The organism is Syntrophorhabdaceae bacterium, assembly GCA_036504895.1.
Taxonomy (GTDB): Bacteria; Desulfobacterota; Syntrophorhabdia; order Syntrophorhabdales; family Syntrophorhabdaceae; genus PNOM01.
The window spans coordinates 1-26,919 of the sequence record DASXUJ010000025.1 but is presented as its reverse complement, the minus strand read 5'-3'; the positions used below and the strand labels follow the sequence as shown (position 1 = coordinate 26,919).

General features: G+C 55.1%; 30 protein-coding genes. 10 read left to right on the top strand and 20 right to left on the bottom strand.

Translation table 11 applies throughout. The features are described 5' to 3' along the window. Window positions 1-2 precede the first annotated feature (2 nt). Complete coding sequence (locus VGJ94_03480; protein HEY3275657.1) at window positions 3-671, top strand: DUF4013 domain-containing protein; 669 nt, start codon at window positions 3-5, stop codon at window positions 669-671. Between the two features lie 312 nt (window positions 672-983). On the opposite strand, the gene VGJ94_03475 is transcribed toward VGJ94_03480, so the two are convergent. Next, window positions 984-2,606 carry a methyl-accepting chemotaxis protein gene (locus VGJ94_03475; GenBank protein HEY3275656.1) on the bottom strand — a complete coding sequence of 541 codons (1,623 nt, stop codon included), beginning with the start codon at window positions 2,604-2,606 and terminating at the stop codon, window positions 984-986. 210 nt (window positions 2,607-2,816) lie between these two features. On the opposite strand from VGJ94_03475, the gene VGJ94_03470 reads away from it, so the two are divergent. Together VGJ94_03470 and VGJ94_03465 are read left to right on the top strand one after the other, a co-directional pair. Beyond that, entirely contained in the window at window positions 2,817-3,431 is a 615-nt protein-coding gene (locus tag VGJ94_03470; GenBank protein HEY3275655.1) for a TetR/AcrR family transcriptional regulator, read from the top strand. A gap of 244 nt (window positions 3,432-3,675) precedes the next feature. Then, window positions 3,676-4,086 carry a pyridoxamine 5'-phosphate oxidase family protein gene (locus VGJ94_03465; GenBank protein ID HEY3275654.1) on the top strand — a complete coding sequence of 137 codons (411 nt, stop codon included), beginning with the start codon at window positions 3,676-3,678 and terminating at the stop codon, window positions 4,084-4,086. Here VGJ94_03465 and VGJ94_03460 read toward each other — a convergent pair. Beyond that, the gene (locus VGJ94_03460; GenBank protein HEY3275653.1) at window positions 4,071-4,967 is read right to left on the bottom strand and encodes a hypothetical protein; all 897 of its coding nucleotides are present in this window, start codon (window positions 4,965-4,967) and stop codon (window positions 4,071-4,073) included. The two genes, VGJ94_03465 and VGJ94_03460, sit on opposite strands and share 16 nt — an antisense overlap. A gap of 173 nt (window positions 4,968-5,140) precedes the next feature. Here VGJ94_03460 and VGJ94_03455 point away from each other — a divergent pair, with 173 nt between their 5' ends. After that, on the top strand, window positions 5,141-5,611 hold the full coding sequence (locus VGJ94_03455; GenBank protein HEY3275652.1) for a RidA family protein: 471 nt from the start codon (window positions 5,141-5,143) through the stop codon (window positions 5,609-5,611). A 73-nt stretch (window positions 5,612-5,684) separates the two neighbouring features. Here VGJ94_03455 and VGJ94_03450 read toward each other — a convergent pair whose 3' ends face one another. From VGJ94_03450 to rplU, 12 genes are all read right to left on the bottom strand, one after another. Beyond that, window positions 5,685-6,548: a Rossmann-like and DUF2520 domain-containing protein gene (locus tag VGJ94_03450; GenBank protein HEY3275651.1), complete on the bottom strand. Its 864-nt coding sequence runs from the start codon at window positions 6,546-6,548 to the stop codon at window positions 5,685-5,687. Next, a complete protein-coding gene (locus VGJ94_03445; GenBank protein HEY3275650.1) occupies window positions 6,545-9,598 on the bottom strand; it encodes an AsmA-like C-terminal domain-containing protein in 3,054 nt (1,017 codons plus the stop codon). Before VGJ94_03445 ends, VGJ94_03450 begins: the two co-directional genes overlap by 4 nt. Continuing rightward, the gene (locus VGJ94_03440) at window positions 9,595-10,290 is read right to left on the bottom strand and encodes a ComF family protein (protein ID HEY3275649.1); all 696 of its coding nucleotides are present in this window, start codon (window positions 10,288-10,290) and stop codon (window positions 9,595-9,597) included. The genes VGJ94_03445 and VGJ94_03440 overlap by 4 nt, the downstream gene beginning before the upstream one ends. A gap of 62 nt (window positions 10,291-10,352) precedes the next feature. Beyond that, on the bottom strand, window positions 10,353-11,726 hold the full coding sequence (locus tag VGJ94_03435; protein HEY3275648.1) for a hypothetical protein: 1,374 nt from the start codon (window positions 11,724-11,726) through the stop codon (window positions 10,353-10,355). Next, entirely contained in the window at window positions 11,727-12,095 is a 369-nt protein-coding gene (locus VGJ94_03430; protein HEY3275647.1) for a TraR/DksA family transcriptional regulator, read from the bottom strand. After that, entirely contained in the window at window positions 12,076-12,462 is a 387-nt protein-coding gene (gene rsfS / locus VGJ94_03425) for a ribosome silencing factor (GenBank protein ID HEY3275646.1), read from the bottom strand. The genes VGJ94_03430 and rsfS overlap by 20 nt, the downstream gene beginning before the upstream one ends. Next, window positions 12,462-13,097: a nicotinate-nucleotide adenylyltransferase gene (gene nadD / locus VGJ94_03420; GenBank protein HEY3275645.1), complete on the bottom strand. Its 636-nt coding sequence runs from the start codon at window positions 13,095-13,097 to the stop codon at window positions 12,462-12,464. Before nadD ends, rsfS begins: the two co-directional genes overlap by 1 nt. After that, a complete protein-coding gene (locus VGJ94_03415; protein ID HEY3275644.1) occupies window positions 13,097-14,341 on the bottom strand; it encodes a glutamate-5-semialdehyde dehydrogenase in 1,245 nt (414 codons plus the stop codon). The genes nadD and VGJ94_03415 overlap by 1 nt, the downstream gene beginning before the upstream one ends. Then, window positions 14,338-15,447, bottom strand: coding sequence for a glutamate 5-kinase (gene proB / locus VGJ94_03410; GenBank protein HEY3275643.1), 1,110 nt, complete (start codon window positions 15,445-15,447; stop codon window positions 14,338-14,340). The genes VGJ94_03415 and proB overlap by 4 nt, the downstream gene beginning before the upstream one ends. Further along, window positions 15,440-16,435, bottom strand: coding sequence for a GTPase ObgE (gene obgE, locus VGJ94_03405; protein ID HEY3275642.1), 996 nt, complete (start codon window positions 16,433-16,435; stop codon window positions 15,440-15,442). The genes proB and obgE overlap by 8 nt, the downstream gene beginning before the upstream one ends. Continuing rightward, window positions 16,432-16,689 carry a 50S ribosomal protein L27 gene (rpmA, locus tag VGJ94_03400; GenBank protein ID HEY3275641.1) on the bottom strand — a complete coding sequence of 86 codons (258 nt, stop codon included), beginning with the start codon at window positions 16,687-16,689 and terminating at the stop codon, window positions 16,432-16,434. The genes obgE and rpmA overlap by 4 nt, the downstream gene beginning before the upstream one ends. Further along, the gene (rplU, locus tag VGJ94_03395; GenBank protein HEY3275640.1) at window positions 16,679-17,008 is read right to left on the bottom strand and encodes a 50S ribosomal protein L21; all 330 of its coding nucleotides are present in this window, start codon (window positions 17,006-17,008) and stop codon (window positions 16,679-16,681) included. The genes rpmA and rplU overlap by 11 nt, the downstream gene beginning before the upstream one ends. 245 nt (window positions 17,009-17,253) lie before the next feature. Here rplU and VGJ94_03390 point away from each other — a divergent pair, with 245 nt between their 5' ends. Both VGJ94_03390 and VGJ94_03385 read left to right on the top strand, forming a co-directional pair. Further along, window positions 17,254-18,576, top strand: a complete 1,323-nt coding sequence (locus tag VGJ94_03390) for a glutamine synthetase family protein (GenBank protein ID HEY3275639.1) — start codon at window positions 17,254-17,256, stop codon at window positions 18,574-18,576. Window positions 18,577-18,671: 95 nt separating this feature from the next. Continuing rightward, window positions 18,672-19,013, top strand: a complete 342-nt coding sequence (locus VGJ94_03385; protein HEY3275638.1) for a cupin domain-containing protein — start codon at window positions 18,672-18,674, stop codon at window positions 19,011-19,013. Window positions 19,014-19,361: 348 nt separating this feature from the next. On the opposite strand, the gene VGJ94_03380 is transcribed toward VGJ94_03385, so the two are convergent. The 4 genes from VGJ94_03380 to VGJ94_03365 form a co-directional block, all read right to left on the bottom strand. Further along, window positions 19,362-19,820: a DUF3237 domain-containing protein gene (locus VGJ94_03380; protein ID HEY3275637.1), complete on the bottom strand. Its 459-nt coding sequence runs from the start codon at window positions 19,818-19,820 to the stop codon at window positions 19,362-19,364. Window positions 19,821-20,002: 182 nt separating this feature from the next. After that, a complete protein-coding gene (locus VGJ94_03375; protein HEY3275636.1) occupies window positions 20,003-20,428 on the bottom strand; it encodes a hypothetical protein in 426 nt (141 codons plus the stop codon). 10 nt (window positions 20,429-20,438) lie between these two features. Further along, the gene (locus VGJ94_03370) at window positions 20,439-20,960 is read right to left on the bottom strand and encodes a gamma carbonic anhydrase family protein (protein HEY3275635.1); all 522 of its coding nucleotides are present in this window, start codon (window positions 20,958-20,960) and stop codon (window positions 20,439-20,441) included. A 9-nt stretch (window positions 20,961-20,969) separates the two neighbouring features. Further along, the gene (locus tag VGJ94_03365) at window positions 20,970-21,650 is read right to left on the bottom strand and encodes an MBL fold metallo-hydrolase (GenBank protein ID HEY3275634.1); all 681 of its coding nucleotides are present in this window, start codon (window positions 21,648-21,650) and stop codon (window positions 20,970-20,972) included. 176 nt (window positions 21,651-21,826) lie between these two features. On the opposite strand from VGJ94_03365, the gene VGJ94_03360 reads away from it, so the two are divergent. From VGJ94_03360 to VGJ94_03350, 3 genes are read left to right on the top strand one after another with little or no spacing between them, the layout of a single operon-like run. Next, a complete protein-coding gene (locus VGJ94_03360) occupies window positions 21,827-24,049 on the top strand; it encodes a molybdopterin-dependent oxidoreductase (protein HEY3275633.1) in 2,223 nt (740 codons plus the stop codon). A 23-nt stretch (window positions 24,050-24,072) separates the two neighbouring features. Then, a complete protein-coding gene (locus tag VGJ94_03355; GenBank protein HEY3275632.1) occupies window positions 24,073-24,660 on the top strand; it encodes a 4Fe-4S dicluster domain-containing protein in 588 nt (195 codons plus the stop codon). Further along, window positions 24,653-25,318: a molecular chaperone TorD family protein gene (locus tag VGJ94_03350; protein HEY3275631.1), complete on the top strand. Its 666-nt coding sequence runs from the start codon at window positions 24,653-24,655 to the stop codon at window positions 25,316-25,318. The genes VGJ94_03355 and VGJ94_03350 overlap by 8 nt, the downstream gene beginning before the upstream one ends. Before the next feature lie 16 nt (window positions 25,319-25,334). Here the strand turns inward: VGJ94_03350 and VGJ94_03345 are convergent, their stop codons facing one another. Both VGJ94_03345 and VGJ94_03340 read right to left on the bottom strand, forming a co-directional pair. Further along, the gene (locus VGJ94_03345) at window positions 25,335-25,646 is read right to left on the bottom strand and encodes a hypothetical protein (GenBank protein ID HEY3275630.1); all 312 of its coding nucleotides are present in this window, start codon (window positions 25,644-25,646) and stop codon (window positions 25,335-25,337) included. Between the two features lie 560 nt (window positions 25,647-26,206). Continuing rightward, window positions 26,207-26,506, bottom strand: a complete 300-nt coding sequence (locus VGJ94_03340) for a hypothetical protein (protein HEY3275629.1) — start codon at window positions 26,504-26,506, stop codon at window positions 26,207-26,209. A 205-nt stretch (window positions 26,507-26,711) separates the two neighbouring features. Here VGJ94_03340 and VGJ94_03335 point away from each other — a divergent pair. Then, window positions 26,712-26,919 (top strand): MBL fold metallo-hydrolase (locus tag VGJ94_03335; protein ID HEY3275628.1); only part of this gene is annotated, 208 nt, incomplete at its 3' end.

Here is a 26,919-nt window from a genome sequence, read left to right as displayed (position 1 = left end):
TTATGGATGTCATCCCTTTTATCCAGTTCAGCCTGAACAGCCGTTATGTCTCGCGATGGATATACGGGGGATTGCTGTTGTACATACCGGTCCTTAACTTCTTCTCTCTCGGGTATCTTTCAAAGGTGTCGAGGGTGGTCATGATCGGGAGCGTGGGCCTGCCCACATGGGACCGGAGGTACGAGATATGGATGGAGGGGGCAAAAATGCTCCTCCTCTTTATTCTTTACGGGGCCATCCCGTTCTTCATGTTCTCCTGCGGCTTCTTCCTCCAGTCCTTAAGCAGCCTCACGGGGTTTTTCGGCGGGATCATGATTCAGCTCTCTTATGTGGCCCTCTTCATCTCCTCCTTCTTCCTGCCCTTTGCCTTCATCACCTTTTCGGAAAAATCCGATTTCAGGCAGGCCCTTGAATTTGAGAAGATCCTCCGGGCCATCAAGGAAGTTACCCTGCCTTATCTGGCGGGTTATGTGGGCACGGTGCTCGCCCTGTTCGTCTGCTGGAAGATCATCCCGATCCCCAAGGCCTTTTTCCTCCAGCTCATCATGGTCGCCCTTCTGTCGGTGGTGACCTACTATGTCCTCCTCGTCTCCACCTACTACTTCACCCAGATTTTCCGGCGCACGTCTCTTTCCACGGAGATCGTGGAAAGAGACGTGCAACTACCATAGGGGCTTGCGGCGCCCCCTCCGATAGCAAAGCTATCGGAGCCTCCCCTTCTCGCCCGCGGTGCGGGCTACATCACGCGGGACGATTGAGATTGACCCATCCGTTTTTGAACCACGCCTGATCTCATCGGGAAGAGCCTGCTTTTTTCTCTTCCGCATTAACGCTTTACAAAGATCCACTGTTTTATAGGATTTCGTCGCGCCCTCCTCGGGCAAAGCCCGTAGAGGCTTTGTTGGGGGGCTGGAATATAGAATAACCCCTCATTCCCTTTGGGGAATGAGGGGTTATGGGGACCCGATGGTAACTTTTCTTTCTTAAACCCTGAATCCTCCGACTACCTGCTCCAGGGTGATGGACAGGCCCGCCAGCTCCTGGGAGGCCGAGGCGATATGCTCTGAGCTTTTTGAGGTTTCTTTGGAGACGGAGGCTATGGTTTCGATATCCCTGTTGATCTCTTCTGAGGTTGCAGCCATCTGCTCCGTGGCCGAGGCGATCTGCTGGACCATGCTGTGGAGCTCGTTGACGCTGCCCACTATATTGCGGAGCACGTCTCCTGCCTGGCTGCTCAGGTCAACCCCGGATTTCACTTCAGTGCTGATGTTCTCCATGGAGATCACCGCCTGGTGGACCTCATTCTGTATCGACTGGATCATTCCTCCGATTTCCGAGGTGGAATTGCCCGTTCTCTCCGCGAGCTTCTTCACTTCATCGGCCACGACCGCGAAACCGCGACCCGCATCGCCCGCCCTGGCCGCCTCGATTGCCGCATTGAGGGCAAGGAGGTTGGTCTGGTCGGCGATATCGTTGATGACGCTGATGATCTCTCCAATCTGGTTCGATCGCTCTCCCAGGGACTTGATAAGCTCCGCCGACTGGCCTATGGTCCTCGCGATTGCCTTCACCTTCTCCACTGACCTGTCGACCACGTCCTCCCCGTCCTTTGCGAGTCGTGCCGTATCCGTTGCGGACGTTTCGATGGCCGATGTATTCTTGGCTATATCGAGCACCGTCTGGGACATCTCTTCCGAAGCAGTGGCCACCTGGGATGCCCGGCCTGCCTGCTCACCCGCACCGGTGGACATTATCTCGGAGCTCTGGTTCAACTGCTGGCTCGCCGCCGCCATATTCGTGGCCACGCTCTTCACCTCGCCGATGATCTTCTGGAGTTTCCCCACCATATCTTTCATTGCGGTCAAAAGCTGTCCCGTCTCATCCTGCGATTTTATTTCGATCTCCGTCGTCAGGTCGCCGTCTGCGATCCTGTGTGCCACGGCTACGCCCTCGCTTAAGGGCTTTGCGATTCCCCGCGCCAGGAAAGAGGCAAGGAATATGGCGAATGCGAAAACTACCGCGCCGATAATAATGAGCACGAACCGCGCCCGTACGAAGGTGGTCCTCGCCTCCTTTGCGCCTATGGCGGTGCGTTCGCTCTGATACTTCACCATCTCGTCACACGATTCGGACAGCATGCCCGATATTTGAAGACTGCCCGTGAGCAGGGTGCTTGCACTCTGAGTGTTTCCCGCAGACGCAAGCTCAATTACCTTATCGTTGGCAGTCCGGGCAATCGCCACGTTTCCTTTGATCGCCTCGATAAGCTCCTTGCCCTTGGGGCTCTTCTCCATGCCCTCCAATTTCTCGAGTGCGGTTTTGTAGGCTTCCCGCGCCTGGGCGATCTTCTGCTTTTCGGTCTTTGTCATGCCCTCTTCATTGGCCACCACGATAGTGAGAACCGCCTTGTCGAGGTTTGCAATGGAAGTCTGTATGATGTGCGCAAGATTGATCTTCGTATTGTTCACGCCGATTATCTGCTCAAGTTTGCCGTTTATAGTGCCCAGGCTCCATATGCCGGTAATGGTAAGAAGGACCATAAAGGCAATTATAAGCCCCAGACCGATGCCCAGCCTCCTGCTGATCTTAAGATCTCCGAATCTCATGGCGCGCTCCTCGTGTTTTATCGTCTAACCTGTCCATGTGCTACCAAGTGATCTATGTGTTCAAAATAAATTATCGCCATCTTAAAAAGTTACTTAAGAAATTATCAAAAACTTCCAATAAATACGCTCTTCTGCTATAATTACCCGACCGACCAGCAAGCTGGATGCGTACTTAAAGGTCCTGTCGGAACATGGCGTGAGAGAAGGAATATGGCGAAAGGGCAGGGAAGGGAAAAGAAGAACGGGGGCTCCGTCTCCCGAAACAGGGATGCCATTTTCAAAGCGGCCATGGAGCTCTTCCTCGAGAAAGGCTATGACGCGGCCACCACCAACGACATCTGCGAAGCCGCCGGGATCACAAAACCCACCCTCTACTATTATGCCAAGAGCAAGAGACACCTTTTCTACCTCCTCCACATGGAGGCCATAGAGAGAGACCTGGCTCCCCACCTGGAAAAGATGTCCGCCGTAGAAGACCCTCTTGCCAGACTCACAAAAATGATAGAGGGTTTTGCGGAGATAGTCTGCACTCATCCGGAGCTGAGGGTCCTCCTCCATGAGACTCTGGCAATACGAGATAACTATTTCAAGGAAGTGAGGCAGATGTGGAAGAAGCATTACTACCTGCTGAGGAATACAATAAAAGAGCTGCAGGAAAAAGGCGTGATCGCCAACAAGGCGAAGCCGTCCAGGCTGGCCCTCCTGGTACTGGGTATGCTGACCTGGGTCACCTTCTGGTTCGACTACAACAGAAAAGAAGAAATACAGGAAATAGCCGCCACGGCAGTAGAAATGGTAATGAGCGGGTTATCGGTGAAACAATAGAGCAGCAACTCCAGTAACCCAGCAACTCCAGCACCGGCAACAAAGAAAACCAATGTATCCTCAGTTGGGTGACTCGCCGCCGGGAGGGCATTGCAGTCCCCGCTTCGGCTGCGCTCATTACCCGCTAAGGCTCGTCGAGCACTCAGGCACCCAACTCGTCCCACCCACCCTCCGGGCGGGGCCCTTCTCCTTGACAATCTCCTCCCCCAATCCCTATAATCGCTCATATTCCGAGGAGGTTGAGATGACGCTCAAAGAGTATTTTGACGGAAATGACGGGCTGTGCGTGCTTGCGACGGCGGATTCGACGGGGGTGGTGGATCAGGCGGTCTATACCAAACCGGGGGTGGTCGATGAAACGACGATCGCGCTGATTATGCTCGACCGGCTGTCTCACGCGAATCTTGCGTCGAACCCCCATGCGTCGATTTTGTTTATCGAAAAAGCGCCGGCTTCCCGGGGCAGGCGCCTTTTTATTACTAAGTTGAGGGAGGAGGAAGACCCGGCGGCGGTGGAGCGGTTCAGGTCCGAAACGGGCTACTATCTCCCCGCGGGAGACCTGAAGAAGACGTTCCTCGTCTATTTTCACGTGGATCGGATAATGCCCCTCTATTCATGGCAGGAGCAGGCCGGCACATTTCACGGAGAAGATTGAGGGAAGCGGACGGACTTCCTGGGCTTCATCTTTTCAAATATCTTCCCCGTGTCAAAATCGTAGAGCCATACTTCCAGAAGGCGTGCATAGATGTAATAGTATTGGGCGAAGAGGTGGCGGTAAGTCCCGCGGCCGGGCCGCTCTTCCATCGATTCACTTCCCCCGTAGGGTGCCTCGGGCCTGAAGACGAGGAGGACCGCGACCCTGTCGGCCATCTGCTTTGCCTCCTTCGGTGTGAAACGGATGGTGCCCGAGATCGCATCCCGGGGCATGCGGTCATCCGCTCCGCTCCACGGAAGCTCGGCAACCCTTCCCGGTAAAACCCTGCCGGCGGTGGAAGATCCCGCCTTTTCCACCGGGTATTCGTTGAAATTCCGGAACGCGAGGAGGTACTCCTGGAATTTGATCTCTTCCATTTCAACTCGTGCGCCCGATGCGTCCGTGCCCGAATAACGGTTATCTATGAGGGGCGTATATTTGACGCTCAATCCCTTCAGGGCGTCGGTCTCTTTCCTGCTTGCAAGTACCCCCGACAGGCGGCACCGCACGTGAAGGAGTTCGTCGGACGGATCATACCGCGTATCGGCGGAGTTGAAGCGGATGGCATAGACGAGGGTGGGGTCTGATTTCCGGCTTTTCAAACGGTCATAGAGGCGTCCCGGCTCATACCCCACATAAAACGTCGGCAGGCGCGCCTGGTCCATCTCGAAGGGCCGGTCGTCAAAATCAAGAGGAAGGGTCGGCTCCCGGTATTCGGTCCTTCCTCTTCCCTGCTGCTGCATAGACCCGCCTCCGCCCCTGCGCTGGGCGTAAAGGAAATCACCCGCAACCAGAAGGAAAAGAGCCAATGAACCGGCTGCTATCGCGGTCCGGGTCCACATATGTCTCGTTTTAGGTGCCATGCGCGTTTGAATTCATAACTATTTTTGCGCATAATATCAAGTAAAAGGTACGGCGCGGGAAGGCCCGCACCACGGTGCGGCGGGCAGATAAGAGCGTTACGGACGGGCCGCTGTATACGGTATTAGGACAAAAAGGAAAAGGAGGAAAGAGAATGAGAGTAACCGGTATTCTTATTGCTGCAGTTTCATTTTCAGTCTTATGTGCGATTGGTGCGGGAGCGGGACAGGGCAGAGAGGAGAGGCCGGTCGAATATCTCAAGACGCCCCGTCCCATGGCATTGCCTTTTTCAGACGCGGCGCGGGTGGGGAACATCCTTTATCTTTCCGGCGAGATAGGCGTTGATTACCGGACGATGAAGGTGGCGCCGGGAGGCATAAAGGCAGAGACGAGGCAGACCCTGGAGAATATCAAGGCTACCCTTGAAAAATACGGCTCTTCTATGGACAACGTGTTTAAATGCACGGTCATGATCGCGGATATGTTGGAATGGCCGCTCATGAACGAGATCTATATGACCTATTTCAAAACAGACCGGCTGCCGGCTCGAAGCGCGATCGGTGCGAACGGTCTCGCCCTGGGAGCAAAAGTGGAAATCGAGTGTCTCGCCACCATTAATAAATAAGGAGTAAAGAACCCGGTCTCCTTGCGGGGGCGGCGCCTGAGTGGGCCTCGACCGGCGGGGAGCTTCCGGGGGCTTATCCCTTGATCCCCTTCAGTAGCGTCTCCATGTTTTTGACGGTCTCATCGTCGAGGACGCCCCTTCTCTTTGTCATTTGAAGGGCGGCCAGCGACAGGGCCTTGTAGACGGCTTTCTGGCCTTCCATGCCTTCCATGGCGCGCAGGTGGTCGGCGATTGTCTCCACGTCGCCCCTGATTACCGGTCCTGTAAGCGACATGAGGGGCCCCTTCTCCTCGATATTTTTGAGGGTCGCATTGATTATGGGGTGGAAGGGCTCGAGACCGATGCCGATCCTCTCCATCACCCCTTCCGCGCTTCCGAAGAGGGCGCAGAGGAGGTTGCAGACGAAGACTGCGGAAAGGTGGTAAAGGACCTTATGGGCCCCCTCGATAACCACGGCTTCATGTCCGATGGTGTTTGCGAGATGGGTGAGGGTGGCGAGGGCGTCTTCCCCTCCTTCGATGAATATATAGGTGCCGGGCAGCACGTTGATCGCGCTTTCAATGTCCGGGAATGTCTGGAGAGGATGGAGGGATCCGAGGATCGCCCCTTTTTCATCGAGGGGTTTAAGCATGGCCGAGGAATGGGCGCCGCTCGTATGGAAGAAGAGCTTGCCCTCGACGTTCTGGCCGCTTTCATAAATCTCTTCCGCTACCTTCTTTATCTCCCGGTCCTGGGTGGTCACGGCGATCACGTCGCTCGCCTCCACCACGTGCCGGTTTTGGTCCGTGTAGAGACACTCCTCCCCCAGGTATTGTCTCGCCATGCGTAAAGATTCCGGCCTTATATCCGAGATTGCCGTCACCTGGAGCCCCTTTGCCTTCATTGCGTGGCCTATGGCCGAACCTACTTTACCAGCACCGATAATACCTATTTTCATTGAAATACCTCTTTCGGCAATGTAAGTACCCCTTTTATGATTTCCAAGGCCCTTCCCCCGATGGTGTCGACGAACTTCACCCGTACGTCGGGGTCCTGAAGCGGTCCCTTCACTTCATAAGAGACGTAGAGGAAGCCGCCCTTTTTCTTTCCGAAAATACGCCCCAGGAGGGGGATCCGGTCAAAGATGGAATCGATGGTGACCAGGGGTGACACGATAATGTTGCCGTCAATTTCATTTTTCCCGGTATAGATGTCGCCTGAACCGGTGAGAACCATGGCCGGGCTGTCGATAATGAAGTTATCCGTTCTGAAGACGCCTTCCCTCGCATTGAATGTGGCGCCCATTCGCTCATAGGGGAGGCCCTCCGCGCCGAGGTCGACCTTGCCCCTCACGAGCTCGTATACGTTGAGCAGACCCAGCACCTTTGACAGGAGGTTCCACCGCTTGATTACTCCGTTCTCGCTATAGAGGTGTAGCGTTCCGTTCACGCCGGCAATCATCTCTTCTTTCGTCCGGCCGTGGGTACTTAGATTTCCCTGGGCGAACCATGTCCCTTTGACTACCTGCGCCTCCGAATCGAGGGCGGTGAGCACTTCTTTGCTCGTAATATTATCGAGCTTGCCGTTCACCGAGAAAGCGGGCGACAGGCCGGAAAGATCGACTGCCCCCGAAAAGGCCGCGTGCCCCCCCAGGGTATCCATTTTTAATTCCTTCACCGTGACCTTTCTTTCGTCCATCGTACCTTCGATAGTCAGATTCCTGCCCTTGAGAGCGCCCAGCTTCACGGCGCCTGCTTTCATCGTGAGGGTGCCTTTCGCGCGGCCGAATGGGCTGTCGGGCTTTAAGGGCCGGGCCTTGAATTCGGAATCGCTCTGGAAATCGTCCATGTCCAGGCTTTCCATATCCAGGGCGAGAGCGAAGCGCGGAGCCTGGAGCCCCTCTGCATGAAGCGATCCGGCTCTCATCGTGCTCGCTCCGCAGATGAAACGGTCCACCCTCACGGCGAAGGCATCCCCCGTAAAATTCGCCTGGAGCTTGACCTCTTTAAGGGGTTTCCCGAGACCCGGGATCTTAAAAAAACCATTGTTTACATTGATGTACCCCTTCGCGAAGGAGACTTTCTTCGTCTGCAGGTCCACGCCCTTCAAGGACATTACCGCTTCGGCGTCGCCCCTGGCCACGGTCTCCGTGGTCGCAAAGAGGGGTGCCACTTTTTCAAAGCCGTCGACTTTCAAGGCTACATCGAGGTCCATGATCCGGTTTTTCCTTATGTCCCCCTTGATGTCGGCGTCGATGGGGCCGAGGTTATAGGTGAGACGGGTGAGGTGAAGGAGGTCCTTTTCCTCCGAAATATCGAAATTCGCCGTATTGGCGAAGCCCCGGTTCTTGGTCATCACCCCCGGGACCTCGTAGGATAGGTCCTTCATGTCGATTGCCCCGTGGACCTTGTACATGAGGTCCTTCTCCTCTATGCCCACATCGATGAAGGCCATGCCCCCGGTCTTGACCGGCAGCGGCAGGATGTGCTCCACATGGGCCGCCTCCAGGGGGCCTTTGATCCTGAAGCCCATCCGGTCGGGGCTCCATGACCCGGTGATGGTAAGGTCGGTGCCTTCCCGGGTTACCTCGAGGGGCTCGAAGCTGATACCTGTCCGGGCGAAGCTGTAGGCGCCCTTGAAAGAGAAGGGCAGGGTCTTCCAGATCGCCCCGCCCCCGGTCATGACCCCGTTGCCGCGATAAGCCATGGCGCCCCCCTCCTGTGCTTCCACTGAAAAACTGCCTGATGAGAGGCCTTGGGAGAGGGAGAAATCATCTCTTTTCACCATGGGGGCCACATCTTTCAGATTGACCGTGTAGGAGCCGTCGACTTTCATTTTTTTGGACGAAAAGGCATAGGAAGCGGTCACGTCCCGGAAGGAGGAATCTTCCCATGTCCCCTTTACGCCGGTCGCCGAAACGGACTTGTTGTCGATATGAACGGCTCCTTCCATGGCGGAAATCTGCCATGTCTTATATGAGCCGTAAAGGTCTTTGACGACGAGGTCTACGTCGGAATGGCGACCTGCCGCGATATAGCTGATCCTTTTAATGGCGACCCGGCCGCCTTTCACATAGTCCCACAGGCTGGATGCACCCTTCTCGATCTTGTCAAGGTCGACATAGTGCTTGAATTCCTTCACATCCAGAAGACCGGAAGAGACCTCCACCCGTGAGACGTCGAGGTCCGTAAGCTCCACGTCCACACGGAATGGCGCGTCTTTGAAGATTACCTCCGGTACATGGACCCGCAGCACGTTCTTTTCATAGGAAAGGGTCGCCGTGCCCCGCAGCGTCTCGTGAAAACGGGGATCCTTAAGCTCTTCTATCCGCAATTCGTATCCCGAAACGGCAAAGGACGCCTCGAGGGAGAGTCTGTTCTTTTCGTACGCGAAGGTCCCCGCGCCATCTACGAAACCCGCCATATCTTCGGTCCATTGGCCCATATCGAGGCCCTTTACCGATGCCGTGCCTTTTACTGCCCCATTTTTTCCCTTGACGAGACCTTCACCGTCCACCATGAGCGCGGCGAACCACCGGTCGTTCTCTATCTCGCCGCGGAACCGGAAGGGTTTGCCCTTTCTCAGGTGCTCCGCCGTAAGCGCTTTTATCGTGAATTTTTCCGTTCCGTAGGTGATGACGCCGTTTCTCGCCTCGAGAAGGTCCGTGGGGATTATAGAGAATTTTGCCTTCCCTTTTTTCTGTTTCGGTATGGTGACGCTGAAATCGGAGAGGGCGACATGGTTGAAATAGAGTCCTTTCCTCGGGTTGATGGCCACCTTCAGGTCTTTAGCGTTTCCCGTGACCTTTCCCTCGGCCCGGATATCTTTTATATCCAGATAAAGGATCCCTTTTTGATAGGAGAAGGCGAAGCTCCCGATCTCGACCGTGCCGCCGGCGAGCCTGCTCAGCACGTAGGAGCCCACTGCCGGAAGGTTCCCCCACAGGAGGAGAAGGCCTATCGTGAGGAGGCAGACCAGGGATATGAAGACATAGAGCAGTTTTTTCATGATCCTGTGCGCGCCAGGGCGAATACCGCGACATCCCCGGCCTTTTCTTTTTTCAGGGCCTGTGCCGCTTCCTTCATAGTATAACCAGTGGTGAAGAGGTCGTCGACGAGAAGCACCCTTTTACCTTCTATACACGCTCTATCGAGTACGGAGAAAACTCCTTTTATGTTTTTACGCCTCTCGGTCTTCGAGAGGCTGTATTGATCCAGGGTCTCCTGTGTTTTCACGAGTATCCCGGGCGCCACGGGCAGACCGGTGATGCGGGAGATTTCTTCACCTATGACGAAGGATTGATTAAAACCCCTTGCCTTAAGCCGCTTTTCCGTGACCGGGATCGGAATGATGGTGTCGAATCTGCCTGAAAAAGAGGCGACCTTATCTTTTATGAGCGCCACGAGAAGTCTTCCCACGTCTTTTCTTTTCTCGAATTTGAAAGAATGGAGTGCATCCCTGAGCCTGTTCTCGAAGTAGAACCCGTAAAAGCCTTCCTGAAACCCCCTCTTATGAGTGATACATTCTCCGCACACGGCTCTCGTGCCCATCCACCTTCCACAGACAGGGCATGTGGAAGCCTCTTCCACTACCCGGAAGCCCTCAACGCACTCCCGGCAAAGCACGCTCCCGTGGGCGCCGCATCCTCCGCATTTCAGGGGGTAAAGGATATCAAGGAGAAGGCGGAGAACATCAGGCACCGTCCCGGTCCGGTATTATTGCGAGGGCAGGGGCGGGAAGGGGGAGTCGGACGAGATCTTCATTATAAGATCTGACCTCCCTGGGCCCAGTCTTCGCGTTCGGAGAGCATTCGTATTTCCGCTGAATCGGTGGAGAGAAACTCTTCTCTCTTCACGCTGATCGTGTTCCAGCTCAGGCAGCTTTCGCAGAAATCGGACCATTCTTCTTTCACGGACTGGCAGTTGTTGCAGGTAAAGGGGATATAGATATGCTTCATGGGAAAGGCCGTCCGGAACTCCTCGACCGCCCTATCCATCGTTCCGCGATGGATGTAAGCTTCAGCCATTGCCCGGTGAAGGCCGCGGAACTCCTGCCCCTCTCCCAGGAGGAGGTTCAGGGTGTCGATGGCCTCGTCGATCATTTCAAGTCTCAGGCAGAGCCTTGCGTAGAGAAAGGAGGTGAGGTGGTTTTTCGGCGAAAGATCGAGGATTCTCCGGTAGATTTTCAGGATTACGCCCGGATCGCCCCGGTCTATATAGAGGTCTTCCATCTTGAGGAGGAATACCATGTGACCTGTCTTCGCCCAGCCCCGTGCATAGACCCTGGCCGCGTCGTTAGCCTTGCTCATGCATTTATAGGTTTCGGCGAGAAGGATATAGGCGGGGACAAAACGCTTGTCCTCATTGATCATCTCTTTGAGTTCTGTGGTGATCTCCTCATAGGAGTTGGTATCTTTTTTATTGAAAACGGTCCGGGCCATCTCGTACCTGATGCCCATGAGCCTTCTTTTTTCATCGTCGGTTTTGATGAATTTCTGAATCCTTTTCTCCACATCCATGGCCTGGGCCCAGTCTTTCCGCAAGAGATAAAAATCGCGGAGAAGGCCCAGTGCTTCGAGGTTCGATTCATTGAGACCGATAATCTCCCTGAGTCCCTCCTCTACTTTTGCCATGTTCTTCATCGCAAGCCGGGCTTTTACGGTCCTCAAAAGCAGGGCCTCCTGCTTTCCCATGTGGACCTGGCCCGAAGTGAGGGTTTCCACTGCCTTGCCGTAGTCCTTCATGGAAGAGTACATGTCCGCCAGTACGAGATAAGGCTCCTCCATTTCGGGGCCTCTTTTGACGAGGCGGTCGAGGCTCTCTATCGCCTTTTCCCTGTCCCCTTTAAGCTCGTAGGTTCTTGCTTTTTCAATTATTTCACGGTACTCGGTCCTCTTCTTATCTTTGCCCCGCTCCCGCCATTTCCCGAAAGAGGACCTGATGTCCTGGAAAAAGCCGAAAATTATCGATACGCCGATACCCAGCAGAAAGGAGAGAGATACGAAATAGGCTACGCTGTCTTCGTAATATTTTCCGAATCCTACATAAAATCTTACGTTATCCGGGTTGAGATGGGAGACGCCCAGGTAGACGATGAAGAACAGCAAAAAGAGAAAGAAGAATAACTTATATTTCACCTACACTCCCCGCCTTTCAGCTCCCTTTTCTTCCATCTGTCTCTTGCACGTAATACAATACCTCGCTACAGGATTTGCTTCAAGCCTTTTCTCGTTTATCTTCTCCTCGCATTCTTCGCAGACGCCGTAGGCGCCGTGAGCGATCTTGTCGAGGGAGCTGTCGATATCCTTGAGAAGATGAAGGTCATTATCACTGATACTCATGAGAATATCAGACGTATATGAATTGCTTGCGGCATCGGCCATGTCCTGAATCCCGTCCGTCCCGAGAGAGTAGGAATCTTCTTTCAGTTTCCTCGCCTTATTCAGGATCTCCGCCCGCATCTTCAGCAGTCTTTTTTTGAAATACTCAAGTTTCTCGTTCTCCATTTTCCACCTCTGGTTGCGTATTTTCGCGCTCTATCCGGAACCTTTTTGCCTCGATCCACAGGCTCTCGAGGTCATAGAGCTCCCTTAGCTGTTCAAGAAAGATATGAATGATAACATTTTGGTAATCAATTATCACCCATCTTCCCTGTTCCCGCCCTTCCACCGAGTAGGCCTTGATGCCGGCCTCTTTCATCCCCTTCTCCACGTTTTCGAGAATGGTCCTCACGTGCCTTTCGCTGGTGCCGCTCGTAATTACAAAAAAGTCGGCAATATCCGTGAGGCCCGACAGCTCTATCACCGCGATATCGAGCGCCTTTTTTTCATCCGCCAGCCTTCCTGCGAGCATTGCCTTTTCTTTAGTTTCCACTATATTTTATATAGCCCCCTTTCTTTTATGAATCTTTCAACTCTATCGGGTACGAGATACCGGATCGATTCCTCCCGAAGCGATGCCTCCCGGATACGGGTGGAGGAGATGTCGAGCTGGGTCACGCGATGGAACAGTATACGTTTCCCCGATATATGATGAAGGGTGGTATCGTCGATCCGTGTCACTTCCCTCCTTATCGCCTCCGGCAGGATTTCAGCCCCCCACTCCCTGCATTCCGTGGGCCTGAGCATGACGACGAAGTGGGCATGAAAAAAAAGCTCCTCATATCGTCGCCACGTATCTACCTCCAGAAAGGCGTCAAGCCCCAGGATAAAATAGATCTCCCCATATCTTTTTTCAAAGGTTTCTATGGTATCTATGGAATAGGAGATGCCGCCCCTCTTGATCTCCAGTTCCGACAGGCGTAGGAAAGGGTTATTTCTCACCGCCAGCTTGAGCATCTCGACTCTCTGGTCTATATGAGCGATCTTTTTATCTCTCTTATGGGGCGGCATGGGGGCGGGCACGAAAAAGACCCTTTCAAGACCCAGGGACTCCCTGATCTCCTCGGCTGCCCTGAGATGTCCTATGTGAACGGGGTCGAAGGTGCCGCCGAATATGCCGATCGCCATTATATCCTCAACTGTCCTTCACCAAGACCTATAAACTTTGTGACCGTCAGCTCTTCAAGCCCCATGGGTCCGAAGGCATGAAGCTTGGTCGTGCTGATGCCCATTTCCGCGCCGAGTCCCAATTGGAAGCCGTCGTTCAGCCTGGTCGACGCATTGACGAGGACAAGGGAGGAGTTGACCTCGTGGACGAACTTCCATGCATTGCCGTAATCGGAGGTGACGATCGCCTCCGTATGGTCCGAGCCGTATTTCCTTATATGGGCGATCGCGTCGTCCATGTCTTTCACCACCTTGACCGCAAGCACGAGATCGAGATATTCTTCGTACCAGTCTTCTTCCGTCGCCTCGGCAAGGTCGGTTAGAATGGCCCTTGTCTTTTCACATCCCTTGAGGACCACGCCCTTTTCTTCGAAAAGGCGCGCCATGGGGGGGAGGAATTCGGGCGCGATCGCTTCATGGACGAGGAGGGTCTCCATGGCGTTGCACGTGGCGGGCTTCTGTATCTTTGCGTTGAGGCAGATCTGGAGGGCCATCTCCGGCTCCGCGTGGGCGTCCACGAAGGTATGACACACCCCTTTGTAGTGCTTCAGCACGGGGATGTGGGACTCCTTGACCACGCTCCTGATAAGGGCCTCTCCGCCCCTCGGTATGACAAGGTCGATCTCTTCGTCCATCTTGAGGAGGTCGTAGATATAATTCCTGTCACCCGTGGCCACGAGCAGGGCCACGTCCGTGGAAATCCCCGTCTCGGTCAGGGCCTCGGAAATAAGGCGTGCCAGGGCCGCATTCGAATGATGCGCCTCGGAGCCTCCCTTCAATATCACGCAGTTGCCGCTCTTAAGGCACAACGAAAAAGCCTCCACCGTGACATTGGGGCGGGATTCGTAGATCACGAGGATTACGCCGATGGGGATTCTCATCCTGCCGACCCGCATCCCGTTCGGCCGCTTCCACATCTTTACGATCTCACCCACCGGGTCGGGAAGGGCTGCCACATCGGCGAGACTCGCCGCCATCTCCGCAATGATCTTCTCATCGATGCGGAGCCGGTCGATCATGCTCTTCTGCAGGCCCGATGCTTCCGCCTCTGCGATATCTTTCTTGTTCTCCTCGAAAAGGTACGCTTTTTTCTCCAGTATCTTCTTTTTCAAGGCAAGGAGTGCTTGGTCCTTCTGTGCCGTCGGGAGGTGGGCGCACACGTGGGATGCCCGTTTCGCGGCCGATGCAAGTTCAAGGGGCTTCATAAGATCACCATATTGTCCCGGTGAATCACTTCCGCCGTGGTATATTTATCGCCGAGTTTCTTTTCGATCTCGCCGCTTTTCATTCCTTTGATCTTCTGCATGTCCGATGAGGAGTAATTGGTGATGCCCCTGGCGATCACTTCGCCTTTGAGGTTGCCCACCTCGATGCATTCGCCGCGCCTGAAATCGCCTTCCGCTTTCACGACCCCGGTAGGCAATAAGCTCCTCCCGTTATGGAGGATGGCCTGCTCGGCGCCTTCATCGACCAGTACTTCCCCTTTAGGCTTGAAGGCGAAGGCGGTCCACCACTTGCTCCTCGCGAGTTTCCTCTCGGGGAGGAAGAGGGTGCCCACATCCGCGCCTTTAATCACCTGGACGATGACGTCTTTCACATCGCCGCTCACGATCCTCGTCGAGATGCCGTAATTGCCCGCCTTTTTTGCGGCTTCGAGCTTGCTTACCATGCCGCCGATGCTTTTTTCGCTGTGGGTCCCATCGGCGAGCTTCTCTATGTCGTTATCTATCTTCTTCACTACCTTTATCATCCGCGCGCCCGCGTGCTTTGTCGGGTCTTTATCGAAAAGGCCTTCCACGTCGGAAAGGAGCAGGAGGAGGTCCGCGCTGCATATCTGGGCGATCAGGGCGGAAAGGTTATCGTTGTCGCCGAACTTTATCTCCGTGAAGGAGAGGGCGTCATTTTCATTGATTATGGGTATGGTATTGAGGCCGATAAGGGAGTTTAAGGTGTTGGTCAGGTTGAGGCACCGTACCTTGCTCTTTATATCCTCGTGGGTCATCAGTATCTGACCCACCCGCATCTTCTCCCTTTCGAAAGTCTCCCGGTACATCTTCATGAGGACCACCTGTCCAATGGATGCCAGGGCCTGCCTTTTCTCGATCTCCTTCGGTCTTTTTTTGAGGTTGAGGCTCTCCATCCCGCAGGCAACGGCGCCGCTCGTGACGACGGCCACCTCTATCCCCATATCCTTTACCGCTTTCACCTGCCGGGCGATGCTTTCCATCTTGCCCATGGAGACCTTCTTTTCCTTATCGAGCAGGACGGAAGTGCCGATCTTCACTACAACCCTTTTTATGTTCTCAGCCATCCACGTTCCTCGGTGCACCTTTCTTTCTGACGACGGTTTTCAGCGCCTCGATACCCGTTCCCTCGAGAGCGCTCACCTTCATCACTTCTTCTCCCCTGACCGCAAGGTCCTTTTCCCATTTCACGAGGTCCTGGGCCGGAACGAGATCTATCTTATTAAGGACTACTATCCTTTTTTTATCCGCCATGGCGGCCTTGTAAGTTGAAAGCTCGTGAAGGAGCACCTCGTAATCCCCCAGTGGATCGGGCGACGAGGTATCGAGAAGGAGCAGCAGCATCCCCGTCCTCTCGATATGTTTCAGGAATGTAATACCTAAACCCCTGCCCTGTGAAGCCCCTCCCACAAGTCCCGGGATGTCGGCGATCACTACTACCTCGTCCTCTTCTCGATAGACGCCGAGGTTCGGGGTGAGGGTGGTGAAGGGATAATCTCCGGTTTTTGGCTTCGCGTCGGTAAGTTTTGCGATGAGTGTCGACTTTCCTGCATTGGGAAGACCGGCGATACCCACATCGGCAAGAAGCTTGAGGACCAGGTTGAGGTCTTTCGCCTCGCCCTCCTCGCCATACTGAAATTGCGAGGGCGCCCTCTTGGTGGGGGTGGCGAAATGGGCATTGCCCTTTCCTCCCCTGCCGCCACGGGCGATGATAAACACCTCGCCGTCTTTGGTGACGTCGCAAAGAGTCACGCCGGCATCATCCGCTACGATGGTGCCTAAAGGTACGGAGATGGTAATATCCTTCCCGTCCCGCCCCTTTTTATTTCTCCCGCTTCCGTTTTTGCCATGTTCTGCTCGGTAAATCCGTTTGTATCTGAAATCCAGGAGGCTCGTAAGGTTCGATTTGCCCGCGATGACTACATCTCCCCCTTTCCCGCCGTCTCCTCCGTCGGGGCCGCCTCTGGGGACGAACTTTTCTCTTCTGAAGCTCGACGCCCCCCGGCCTCCGTTGCCTGCCTCTACGTGAATACGCGCTTCATCGACAAATTTCATTCATTAGGGTAAACATTCGCCCTCTTCCGGTCTTCCCCGAAAGAGTCGAATTTCACCACACCGTCGATCAGTGCGAAAAGGGTAAAGTCTCTGCCCATGCCCACGTTCTTACCCGGATGTATTTTTGTGCCGTGCTGCCTTACGATGATGCTTCCCGCCCTTATCGCTTGGCCCGCGTGGATCTTTACGCCGAGTCTCTGACCGCTCGAGTCCCTTCCGTTCCTTGAGCTTCCGCCTGCTTTCTTATGCGCCATGAGCTGCCTCCATCACTATCTTTTCTACGAATAATTCGGTATACGGCTGGCGATGACCGATTTTCTTCTTGTAGTCTTTCCTTCTTTTGTACTTGAAGGTCGTGACCTTCCTGGCCTTGCCGTGGGAGAGGACCTTTCCGTGAACGTAGGCGCCTTCAACATAAGGGCTGCCGATAAGGGTCTCCTCACCGTTATTTACCGCGAGGACTTCTCGTATATCAACCTCTTCTCCTTCCGCGATGGCGAATTTCTCGAGTTTGATTTTCATGCCTTCCGCTATCCGGTACTGCTTGCCTCCACTCTTGATAATGGCGTACATCATAATGAACTCCTTCCTTTATTTTAAAAAAAGTACATATAACACATTTCAAAAAAAAGCTACATATAATACATACATAGGGCCTGAAAGTCAAGAAAGAAGTGCGTCGAAAGATGGGTCGGGATTATGGGAGGCGGAGGCCTTTAGTATATATGGCCGGAAGAAGCCCAAGCCATTGACATTATTCGGGATGGTGCGCATAGATGAGACAAGCGCCATTGAGGGCAATCGAGAGGAGGCACGTCATGACTGAGGAACAGGTCTTGAAGTCTGCCCGCGACACGGGGATGAAATTCATCAAGCTCTGGTTCACCGACATATTGGGCATTGCCAAGAGCTTCTCCATTACCGTCGATGAGCTGGAGGGGGCCCTCGCGGAGGGCATGGGGTTCGACGGCTCTTCGATCCAGGGGTTTGCGCGGATCGACGAGAGCGATATGATCGCGAAACCCGATCCCGCCACCTTTACCGTCCTTCCCTGGAGGCACTCGGAGGGGACGTCCGTGGGGAAGATGTTCTGCGATATCCTCGAGCCCGACGGCACCCCGTATAAAGGGGACCCGCGCTATGTGCTCAAAAGGAACCTGAAGATCGCCGCGGACATGGGCTTCACCTTTTACGTGGGGCCGGAGCTCGAATACTTCTATTTCAAGTCCGATCAGGGCACGGAGATCCTGGATAAGGGGGGTTACTTCGACCTCACCACCCTCGACGAGGCCATGGACTTAAGGAGGGACACGATCCTCACCCTTGAGGAGATGGGCATAAAGGTGGAATATTCCCATCATGAGGTGGCCCCGTCCCAGCACGAGATAGACCTGAGGTATACGGACGCCCTGGCCATGGCGGATAACACGATTACCTACAGGATCGTGGTAAAGGAAGTGGCGCGGGAGTATGGGGTATACGCCACTTTTATGCCCAAGCCCATGTTCGGCGTGAACGGAAGCGGCATGCACGTCCACCAGTCCCTTTTCAAGGGAAAGAAGAATGCCTTTTATGATGCGAAGGACAAGTATTACCTCTCGAACATCGGGAAATGGTATATCGCGGGGCTCCTCAAGCACGCCCGGGAGATTACGCTCCTCACGAGCCAATGGGTAAATTCCTATAAACGGCTCGTGCCCGGCTATGAAGCGCCGGTTTATGTGGCCTGGGCGCGCAGAAACAGGTCCACCCTCGTGAGGGTGCCCCTCTATAAGCCGGGTAAAGAAAACGCCACACGGGCGGAGTACCGGAGCCCGGACCCCGCGGCCAATCCCTACTTTGCCTTCGCTGCCATGCTGCGGGCGGGCCTGGAGGGAATAAAGAACAAGTATCCCCTGCCTCAGCCCATCGAGGAAGACGTGTATGATATGACGGATTCGCGCAGGAAGGAGCTTATGATAGGCTCTTTGCCCGGCAGCCTCTCTGAGGCCATCGAGGAGGCGGAGAAGAGCCCCCTCATCAGGGAGACCCTGGGAGACCACGTATTCGAGAAGCTCATGGAAAACAAACGGATAGAGTGGGACCGTTTCAGGACCCACGTCTCGAAATACGAGGTAGACAACTACCTGCCGATCCTGTAGAATGACTGATTGGCGGATTCCCGGAAGAGGGTTATGGCCTTCCGGCTCCCGAAAAATACCCTTAAGAGACTGAAGAAGTCTCATTGTGAGGCCCGATGATCGTAAGAAACATGACCGACCCCGAAGTGCTCGCCACCACCTACGTAGCCCACCGCGGCGCAATGGCCAGGATGATCATGACCAGCCAGTTCCTTAAATCAATGGAATTTCTCGCCTATGCCATGCTCCCTCCCGGCAACGCGATCGACGAGCACGTGGATGAAGTGGAGGAGATATACTTCGTCTTAAACGGCGGCGGAATAATGAAAGTGGGCGCCGAGGAAAGGGAAGTAAAAGAAGGCGACGCGATATGGCTCCCCGCAGGCGAGCCGCACGGGCTCAAGAATGATAAAGAGAATATGATGGTGATACTAGTAGTAGCCGCCTACCCCGATTAACGAGGGGCTGAATTCTTCCGCATCTCCGCGTTGGCTGCGTCGTGGCACGGTTCGACGTATTAAAAATACGCCTTCACCATGCTCCTCCTTGCCGCCTTGATATGCGAAAGACTTCAGCCCCTCGTGGGCACCAGGCTGGATTCTTCCGCAGCCCTGCGTTGCCCGCGTCGTCGCTCTCCTTGACGTATGAGAAATACGCCTGCGTCGGCTCCTCCTAATCGCCTTGTTCTGCGAAAGACTGCAGCCTGGCTTGGCAGATTATTAAATGCTAAGCCATAATGGCAAAGATATACAAGTAGGTGGAAGTTAAGATCTTCCGAACGGCTCCGGAAGGTTTGAACTTCCACCTTACCGCACTGCGTACAGGTCGTAATGGACGTCCAGGCGGTCGAGATTTACCTCCCCTATGCCGAGGCATTGGAGGCGGTTGAGCCACTGGTATTCGGGGTGGGCGGTCTGGAAGCGCGGGACCGTGCGGAGCTGCACGGTGTGGGGCGGCTCGCCTTTGAGGAACTTCTCGTACGCGTCCTCACCCATGTCTCCCATGCCTGAATAAGGTGCATATATGAGGGCGCCGTCATGGGTCTCGATTGTGACGTGGACGTCGAGTATGGCTATCCCGTCCCTGCGGATGGTGAGCCAATCGGCCCCCAGAGGGCGGAGTATGCCCCGGAGCCTCGGTCCGCCGATCTCTCCTCCCGTGATATAGAGATTGACCCTGATGCCCTCCGGTACCGGGCCTATCACCTCCGGCGGGTTCATGGTCACGGAATAGGAAAAAAGGTGCTCCAAATAATAGTCGAACATGTCATCCTCCAATTGGTTTCTTGTGGTTTCTCGCGCGGCGCAAGGATAAATGCTTGCACCGCACCGCTTCCCCCGTGAGGGCCTGATGAGAATGTAAGCACGGTTCTGCGGGACGCAATGTTCGGGATTAAGGCGCAGATATACGCCGGGGGCGCTGACTGTTTGGGTGGCCTTCTCTTTCTTTACAGCCCTATCGGGGTTATCTGATATTTGAACCCATATCCTGCGGCTTTGACTTTTTCTTCTACGGCTTTTCTTATTTTTCCATAGTCGAAGGTGTAGGAGTATTTCTTACCGAAGAGGGTACTCTGCTCTTCTATGGTGCCCTCACTGCCCCCGAAGCCGGTTTTGTAGGTCTCTTTTTTGAAGCCGAAGCCGCTTTCTTCTCCTGAGGAGAAGCCGGAGCCTGACTCTTTGAGCATTTCGGTGAAGCGGACTTCTTTTTTTGTCTCATCGATCCGGTATTTTGCGATATAGGCGAGTTTCTTCTTGGAGAGGAACGATTTTCGTTCTGCTACCGTATATTCCGCACTGATAATACCCTTTTTCTCGGAAAATTCGGCCTGAAGGCCGGCGAATACCTGTTGTATCTCTTCTTGCAGGCTCATGATCTCCTCCTTATGCTTTGAGATAGATGCGGGACTTTCTGTAAAGGCCGTGGAGCTGTTTCATCATATTTTCCCGCTCTTCGGGGGTGGTTTCCCTGACCCGTTTGGCGGGGGTGCCCATGACGAGCGAATTGGGCGGGACATCCATGCCGGGCGGGACGAGGCTTCCGGCGGCGACTATGGAGCCTGTGCCTATGACGGCTCCGTCGAGTACGATCGCCCCAATCCCAATAAGAGATCGGGCCCCTATGAGGGCGCCGTGGATGATCGCGCCGTGGCTTATCAGCGCCTCTTCTTCTAAAATGGCTGATTGATTTTCAGGGGCCTCGATGAGGGCGAGGTCGAGGACTGCGGCCCTCTCCCCTACGCGGATGAGGTCGCTGTCCGCCCGGAGTACCGCGCCGGGCCAGATGGACGCGCCTGCGGCAATCGAGACGTTCCCGATGATACGGGCCGATATATCGACGTAAGCTTTTTCATGAATTACAGGGGTGGCGCCGCCGAAGGGCGTGATATAGCCTCCTCTTGTCATAGGTTCCTCCTATTCGCCGTACTCGTCAAGGTAGCGCTCGATATAATCGGCGACCCTGACGGCGGGTTGGTAGACGCCGAAATGGCCTTCACAGAGTACATCGGCCTTGAGGGCGAGGAGTTTCTCCATTGATTCCCGGTATTGGCGGAGATCGGAGCCGAAATCTTTCATGAAAGGTCCGTGGATGTCCTGGCCGAAAAGCACCCTCTTGCCGCCTATGTCCAGATAGACGGACATGGAGCCCGGGGTGTGGCCGGGGGTGTGGAGACAGACGATGTCATGGTCGCAGACGGAAAGGTGCTCTTCCTCCTTGGCAAACTTGATGTCCACCGGCAGGGGTTTGAAATTAATATTATAGTAGAAGGCGGCGGTCATCCTCTGGTCGCCCCGCTCTACCACCCGGGCGTCGAGGTCGTGCATCACGATTTGGGGCCCGTATTTCTCTTTGAAAAAGTGGGCGCCGCCCACATGGTCTATGTGGCAATGGGTGAGGATGAGGGTGGAGATCTTCCCCGGGTCGAAACCTAAATTCTTAATATTCGATACGATCCGGTCAAAGCCGGGACCGGCCCCCGCGTCAACGAGCACCAGGTCCCCTGCATCGATCAGATAAACCGAGCAATCCCGGGAATCGGATAAGTCGGAGCTTCCTACTATATACACCTTTTCCGTTACTTCCTTTGCCTTCATAGGCTACCTCCTGTCTTATAAAAAGGATGATATCATTTTTTCAAACTTAAGACTATATTCGGTTCCGCGCCCCGGGACTAGACTTCGTGCCCTTCAATTTCGCTAAACCTTGACACCCTCTCTCCTCTTTCGTATGATCTACGAAGCAGTCGCGCATGACGCGAGGAGGGCAGACCATGAAGCGGACCAGGAGGGAATTTCTGAAAGATGTGATGGTGGCAGGCTCGTCCGGTATGCTTTTATGCAGCGCGCCCGGCCTTCTCCGGAAGGTGAAGGCGGACGGCAGTGAAGGTATCGATGGGGAGACGAGGAGATATACGTACTGCGACGGGTGTAACCATGTGCCGAAATGCGGCATTACCTATTTCACGAGGGGTTCCGTCATTACAAGGGTCGAGTCGAGACGGGATTTCAATTATCCCGCCAATACCCTCTGCTCCAAGGGATATGCCCAGCTTCAGGAGCAGTACCACCCGGAAAGGCTCCGTTTTCCCCTGAAGCGGACTACGCCCAAGGGAGAGCCGCCGAAATGGGTGCGTGTCTCCTGGGATGAGGCCCTTCGTACCATCGGCGCAAGGCTCAAGGAGATCAAGGCGAAGCACGGCGCGGATAAGGTCCTTTTCTATACGGGCGACCCCAAGGAGATGCGGCCGCCCCTCCAGAGACTCGCCTATTCCTTCGGCTCGCCCAACTTCGGGACCGAGAGCTCCACGTGCTCCAGGTCCGTCGGTCTCGGGGGGATGCTTCTCTATGGAGAGACGGCGGCGGGAAATGCTCCCTCCAAAGATACGAAGAACTGCTTCATCTGGGGCGTGAACCAGTCTTATTCGGGCGCCACCGCCATGAAAGGGCTCATTAAATCCAAAGAGTCCGGGGTGCGCTACTTCGTGGTCGACCCCAGGAAGACCCCCATGGTCCGTACCCTTGAAGGCGTTCATCTCCCCTTGAGGCCAGGTACGGACGGCGCCCTTGCCCTCGCCATGATGAACGTGGTGATCGAAGAAGGCCTTTACGACAAAGAATTTGTCACCCAATGGGTCCACGGCTTCGAAGAGCTCAAGGAGTACGTGAAGTCCTTTACCCCGGAGAAGGCGGCATCGATCACGGGGGTAAAGGCGGATGCGATCAGGGAGGGGGCCCGCGCTTTTGCCAAGGGGCCCACCACGGTCATGATAAGCGCCTCCCCGGTGGTCCATCACAGCAACGGAAATCAGAACGTGAGGGCTGTCCTCACCCTCGTGGCCATCACGGGTAACCTCGACAGGCCGGGAGGCGTAGCCATACCGCCCACGCCTGCCCTTCCCCCCGACTGGATCGGCCATCCCGTCTTCTGCAGGCGCGCCGACCTTCTTCCCCGCTTCGTGGCGAACCGCGCCGACCGTGACTTTTACCCTGTATGGGCCGAGATGATCCCGGAGATCCAGGTGAACAATCTCCCGGAATATGTGGAAAAAGGCCGCATCCGCGCCATGCTCCTCTTCGGCGGGAATGCGAAGATGTGGCCCCAGCCCGACCTCTACCAGAAGGCCTTGTCCCGCCTCGATTTTAGCGTGGCCGCCGATTTCTTCTACCGGCCCTGGACCCACGACTTTCTCGATATCATACTGCCCGCGGCAACCTGCTTCGAGAGGCTCGCGCCGGTCGCAACCTTCGGACGAAGCGTCTATCAGCGCCAGCCCGTCCCACCCCTCGGGGAGGCGCGTGAAGACTGGCAGATCATCGCCGATATCGCGACCGCCTCAGGCTGCGGCGATGCCTTTTCCAATGGGAACCTCGAAGCGGTCATCGATGAATACCTGAAGCCCGCGGGCCTCACCGTGGCGCAGCTCAGGAGCGCGCCGGGCGCAATGATGACCGTGCCCGCCCCGAAACCGCCGAAATCAAAGAAATATGCATCGGGAGACCTTCGGAAAGACAAGCTGCCCGGCTTCAATACTCCCACGGGAAAGGTGGAGGTTTTCTCTACGATCCTCAAGAAACACGGCTTCGACCCTCTTCCTGTCTACAAGGAGCCCGTGGAGAGCCCCGCGAGCCGTCCCGATATGGCGAAGAAGTATCCCCTCGTCCTCATGACCGGGGCCCGGATTCCCTTTTTCACCCACAGCAAATGGCGCGATGTGCCGTGGGTGAGCGATTTTCAGCCCGAGCCCGTGGTCAATCTCAACCCCGGCGACGCCGCGGCCCGGGCGATTAGGGAAGGCGACAAAGTGGTGCTGGAGAACGCCCACGGCGCCATCACGATTAAGGCCCACCTTACGGAGATGGTGAGCGCGGGCATGGTCGACATGTTCCACGGCTGGCCCAGCCAGGACGTGAATGTGATGGTTACCCGGAATTTCGATCCCATCTCGGGGTTTCCCCCTTATAAATCGGGACTCTGTAACGTGAGAAAGGCATAAATGGCGCATCAGGGAGGGATAGTATGGCCTCATATATAATGGTGATAAAGACGAACATGTGCACCGGGTGTCAGACGTGCTCGGTGGCGTGTAAAATGGAAAATCTGACCATGCCGGGGTGTGACCGCACTGTGATACGAGAGCGCGTCGATGCCACGTGGGAAGTGGGGATGTGCATGCAGTGCGAGAACCCCCCGTGCGTTCCCCCCTGCCCGGTGCAGGCAACCTTTAAGAACGACAAAGGCATCATCGTAGTGGATCAGGACAAGTGCATCGGCTGCGGCAGGTGCATCGAGGCGTGCCCTTACGGGGCGCGCCATATGAACCCGGAGAAGGGCTATTTCACGCCCCCTCTTCCTTATGAAGGCGCCGCAGCAAAGGCGCGGGAGACCCATCGCCGCCACGTCTCCGGCAAGGTGGATAAGTGCGACTGGTGCCTCCACAGGGTGAGCGCGAAGAAGCCGCCCATGTGCGTGGAGGCGTGCACTACTCTCGCCCGCGTGTTCGGCGACTCCGACGATCCGAAGTCCGAGGTCGCGCGGCTCCTGAAGACAGGCGCAAAACCTTTGAAGCCGGAGCTGGGGACAAAACCGAAAGTCTATTATGTCTGAATGGTCGGATAACCTGCGCGATTGCCTGACCATCTCTTCCTCCCTCTACGGCGCCCTCGCCACCTCCTTTTATAGCGAGCCGACCCGTAAGGCCTTGACCCGCATGAGGGAAGAGCTCATTGATCTATCGCATATGAAAGCAATATGGGATGAGCCCGGGGTGTGGGAAAAGGCGGAAAAGCTGGAGGAGGCCCTCGTCCATTTGAAGCTCAAGGAGGGGGCCAGGGATTATGCGGCCCTTTTCGCCGGGGGAAAGGAAGGCTCCTTATGTCCGTCCGAGTCATCCTATCTCGAGCACACCCTCTATGGAGCCGCAACCCGTGAAATAATGGAAATATATAAAAAGGGGGGTTTCGAGAAGGAGCAGGCCTTCAAAGAGCCCGACGATCATGTGGCCGTTGAATTCGCTTTCCGTTTTCTCTCGGGCCTCGATCTCTCGGAGAGGATGGGCCTTTATGAGCGTGAATTTGAGCCCATCGTCAAGGAATTGAAAGAGGAGCAGGCATTCGTGAGGGACCACCTCGCAATCTGGATCCCCCTGTTTGCCACGCATATCGAAAAAACAGCGGAGACGTCATTTTTCAAGGCGGCCGCTTCTTTGGCGGAAGCCCTGGTACGAGCCGATCTGAAGCTCCACGAGGCGATGCTCAGCTCGTAAGACGGCCGGGGGCTCGTCAGCTTTTCTTGAATTCCCCGGGTATCGGCTTTGCCTCGAAATGGGCGGCGAAGCCTTTTTGTTTCGCCTTCCACCAGCCTTTCAATCCTTCCTGCTGGGTCACGAAATCAGCGGCGCTGGTCGCCACGGGTCCGGATTCGATGGCCTCGATCTGCCATTTGTAAGAGGCGAGGTAGCGGGTGGCCCGCTTCAGCGCCTCTTCCTGGGAAGGCTCCACGATCCAAAAGTGGACGTGGGCGCTCTCCACTTTGGTGACCATGGGGTTGTCAGGCAGGGGGGTTACGGATATTTTAATAAAATAGGTGTCCAAAGCAGCTCCTTTTTAAGGCGGTCAGGCCGCCGATGTAAGACACTTTTTATACCACAGCCCGCCTTCTTCGTCCAGCAGTGTAAGAGCACAGGGTGTTGGAGAGGATTTGGGGCGTTTCATGCCGTAAATTGTTGATTTATCGACGATAGTTTATCTGGTGATTTATTTTTGTTGATGGCCACCGGCGCGAACTGAAAAGCCCATCTCCGCCGCCCTGGTTCGCTCGAGCCCTCGGACTTGCCGCCCGCAGGCGCAGATCCTATCTTTTTGGTTTGATTAGAGGGTGCGGGTACCCGGCCACAGTGCAACTTGTACCTCTTGGGAGGGGGCTACGGTCCTGCGATGCTCCCAGAGCAACGAATCTGAACTTTCCAGCCCGTGCGGCCGTCCAGTCAACCCGGCACTTTTATTCTTTTGTAATATGGATGCCGGAAAAAACTGTGCAGTTGAATTGGCCCGCAGCGTTCGCTGCGGGCTCTTGGTAAGCACGTTTCATTTAAAGAGAGTGTTGACCGCGCCTGGTGAAATTGTTTCGTTAGACACGAAAACGGTTATTGGGCCTATTTGTCTACGGGTCGCGCTTTAGCGCGCAGGTGAGGCAGCGGGGGCCGCTGCCGTATTCTATGGTGGCGTTGAGGGGGAGGAGAATGAACAAGCTGGCTTCTGATCTCCCGCGCCTTGTCAGGGAAGATCTCTTCCGTTTTCCTGCCCCCGTAGTCCAGGCAGAATTGTTTACCCTCCGGGGAAAGCCATTTAAGGGCATCCACCCACTCCGGCTCCATGGTCTGATCCTCGATACCGACGAGGGCGGTACGTAACTCTCCCCATTCGTTATATGCCTCCAGCCGACCCTGTTCCATAGCACCTCCATATCAAGATGTCATTGCCTTCCATGGCGGGGAAAATCAGTCTCTATTGTCTGCACTGGTGATCTCAATCGACTTCTCTATTTTCCCGGCAGGCAGGACCTGTTGTCAAGGATTTTACGCCCTGAAAGGTTTTTCATGTTCCTTGACACTTTTTCCCCCCCGGTTTATTATCAAGAAAAACGTGAGGAGGCAAGGGATGAAGATCAAATGGTTTGGTCATGCGGCGTTTAAGATTACGACCGATCAGGGCGTGAAGATCATTATCGATCCTTACCAGTCCGGGGCATTCGACGGGGCCCTTGCTTATGGAAAGATTACCGAGGAGGCGGATGTGGTGCTCACCAGCCACGATCATGATGACCATAATTATGTAGACGATATCAAAGGTAATTTCCTGCGCATCG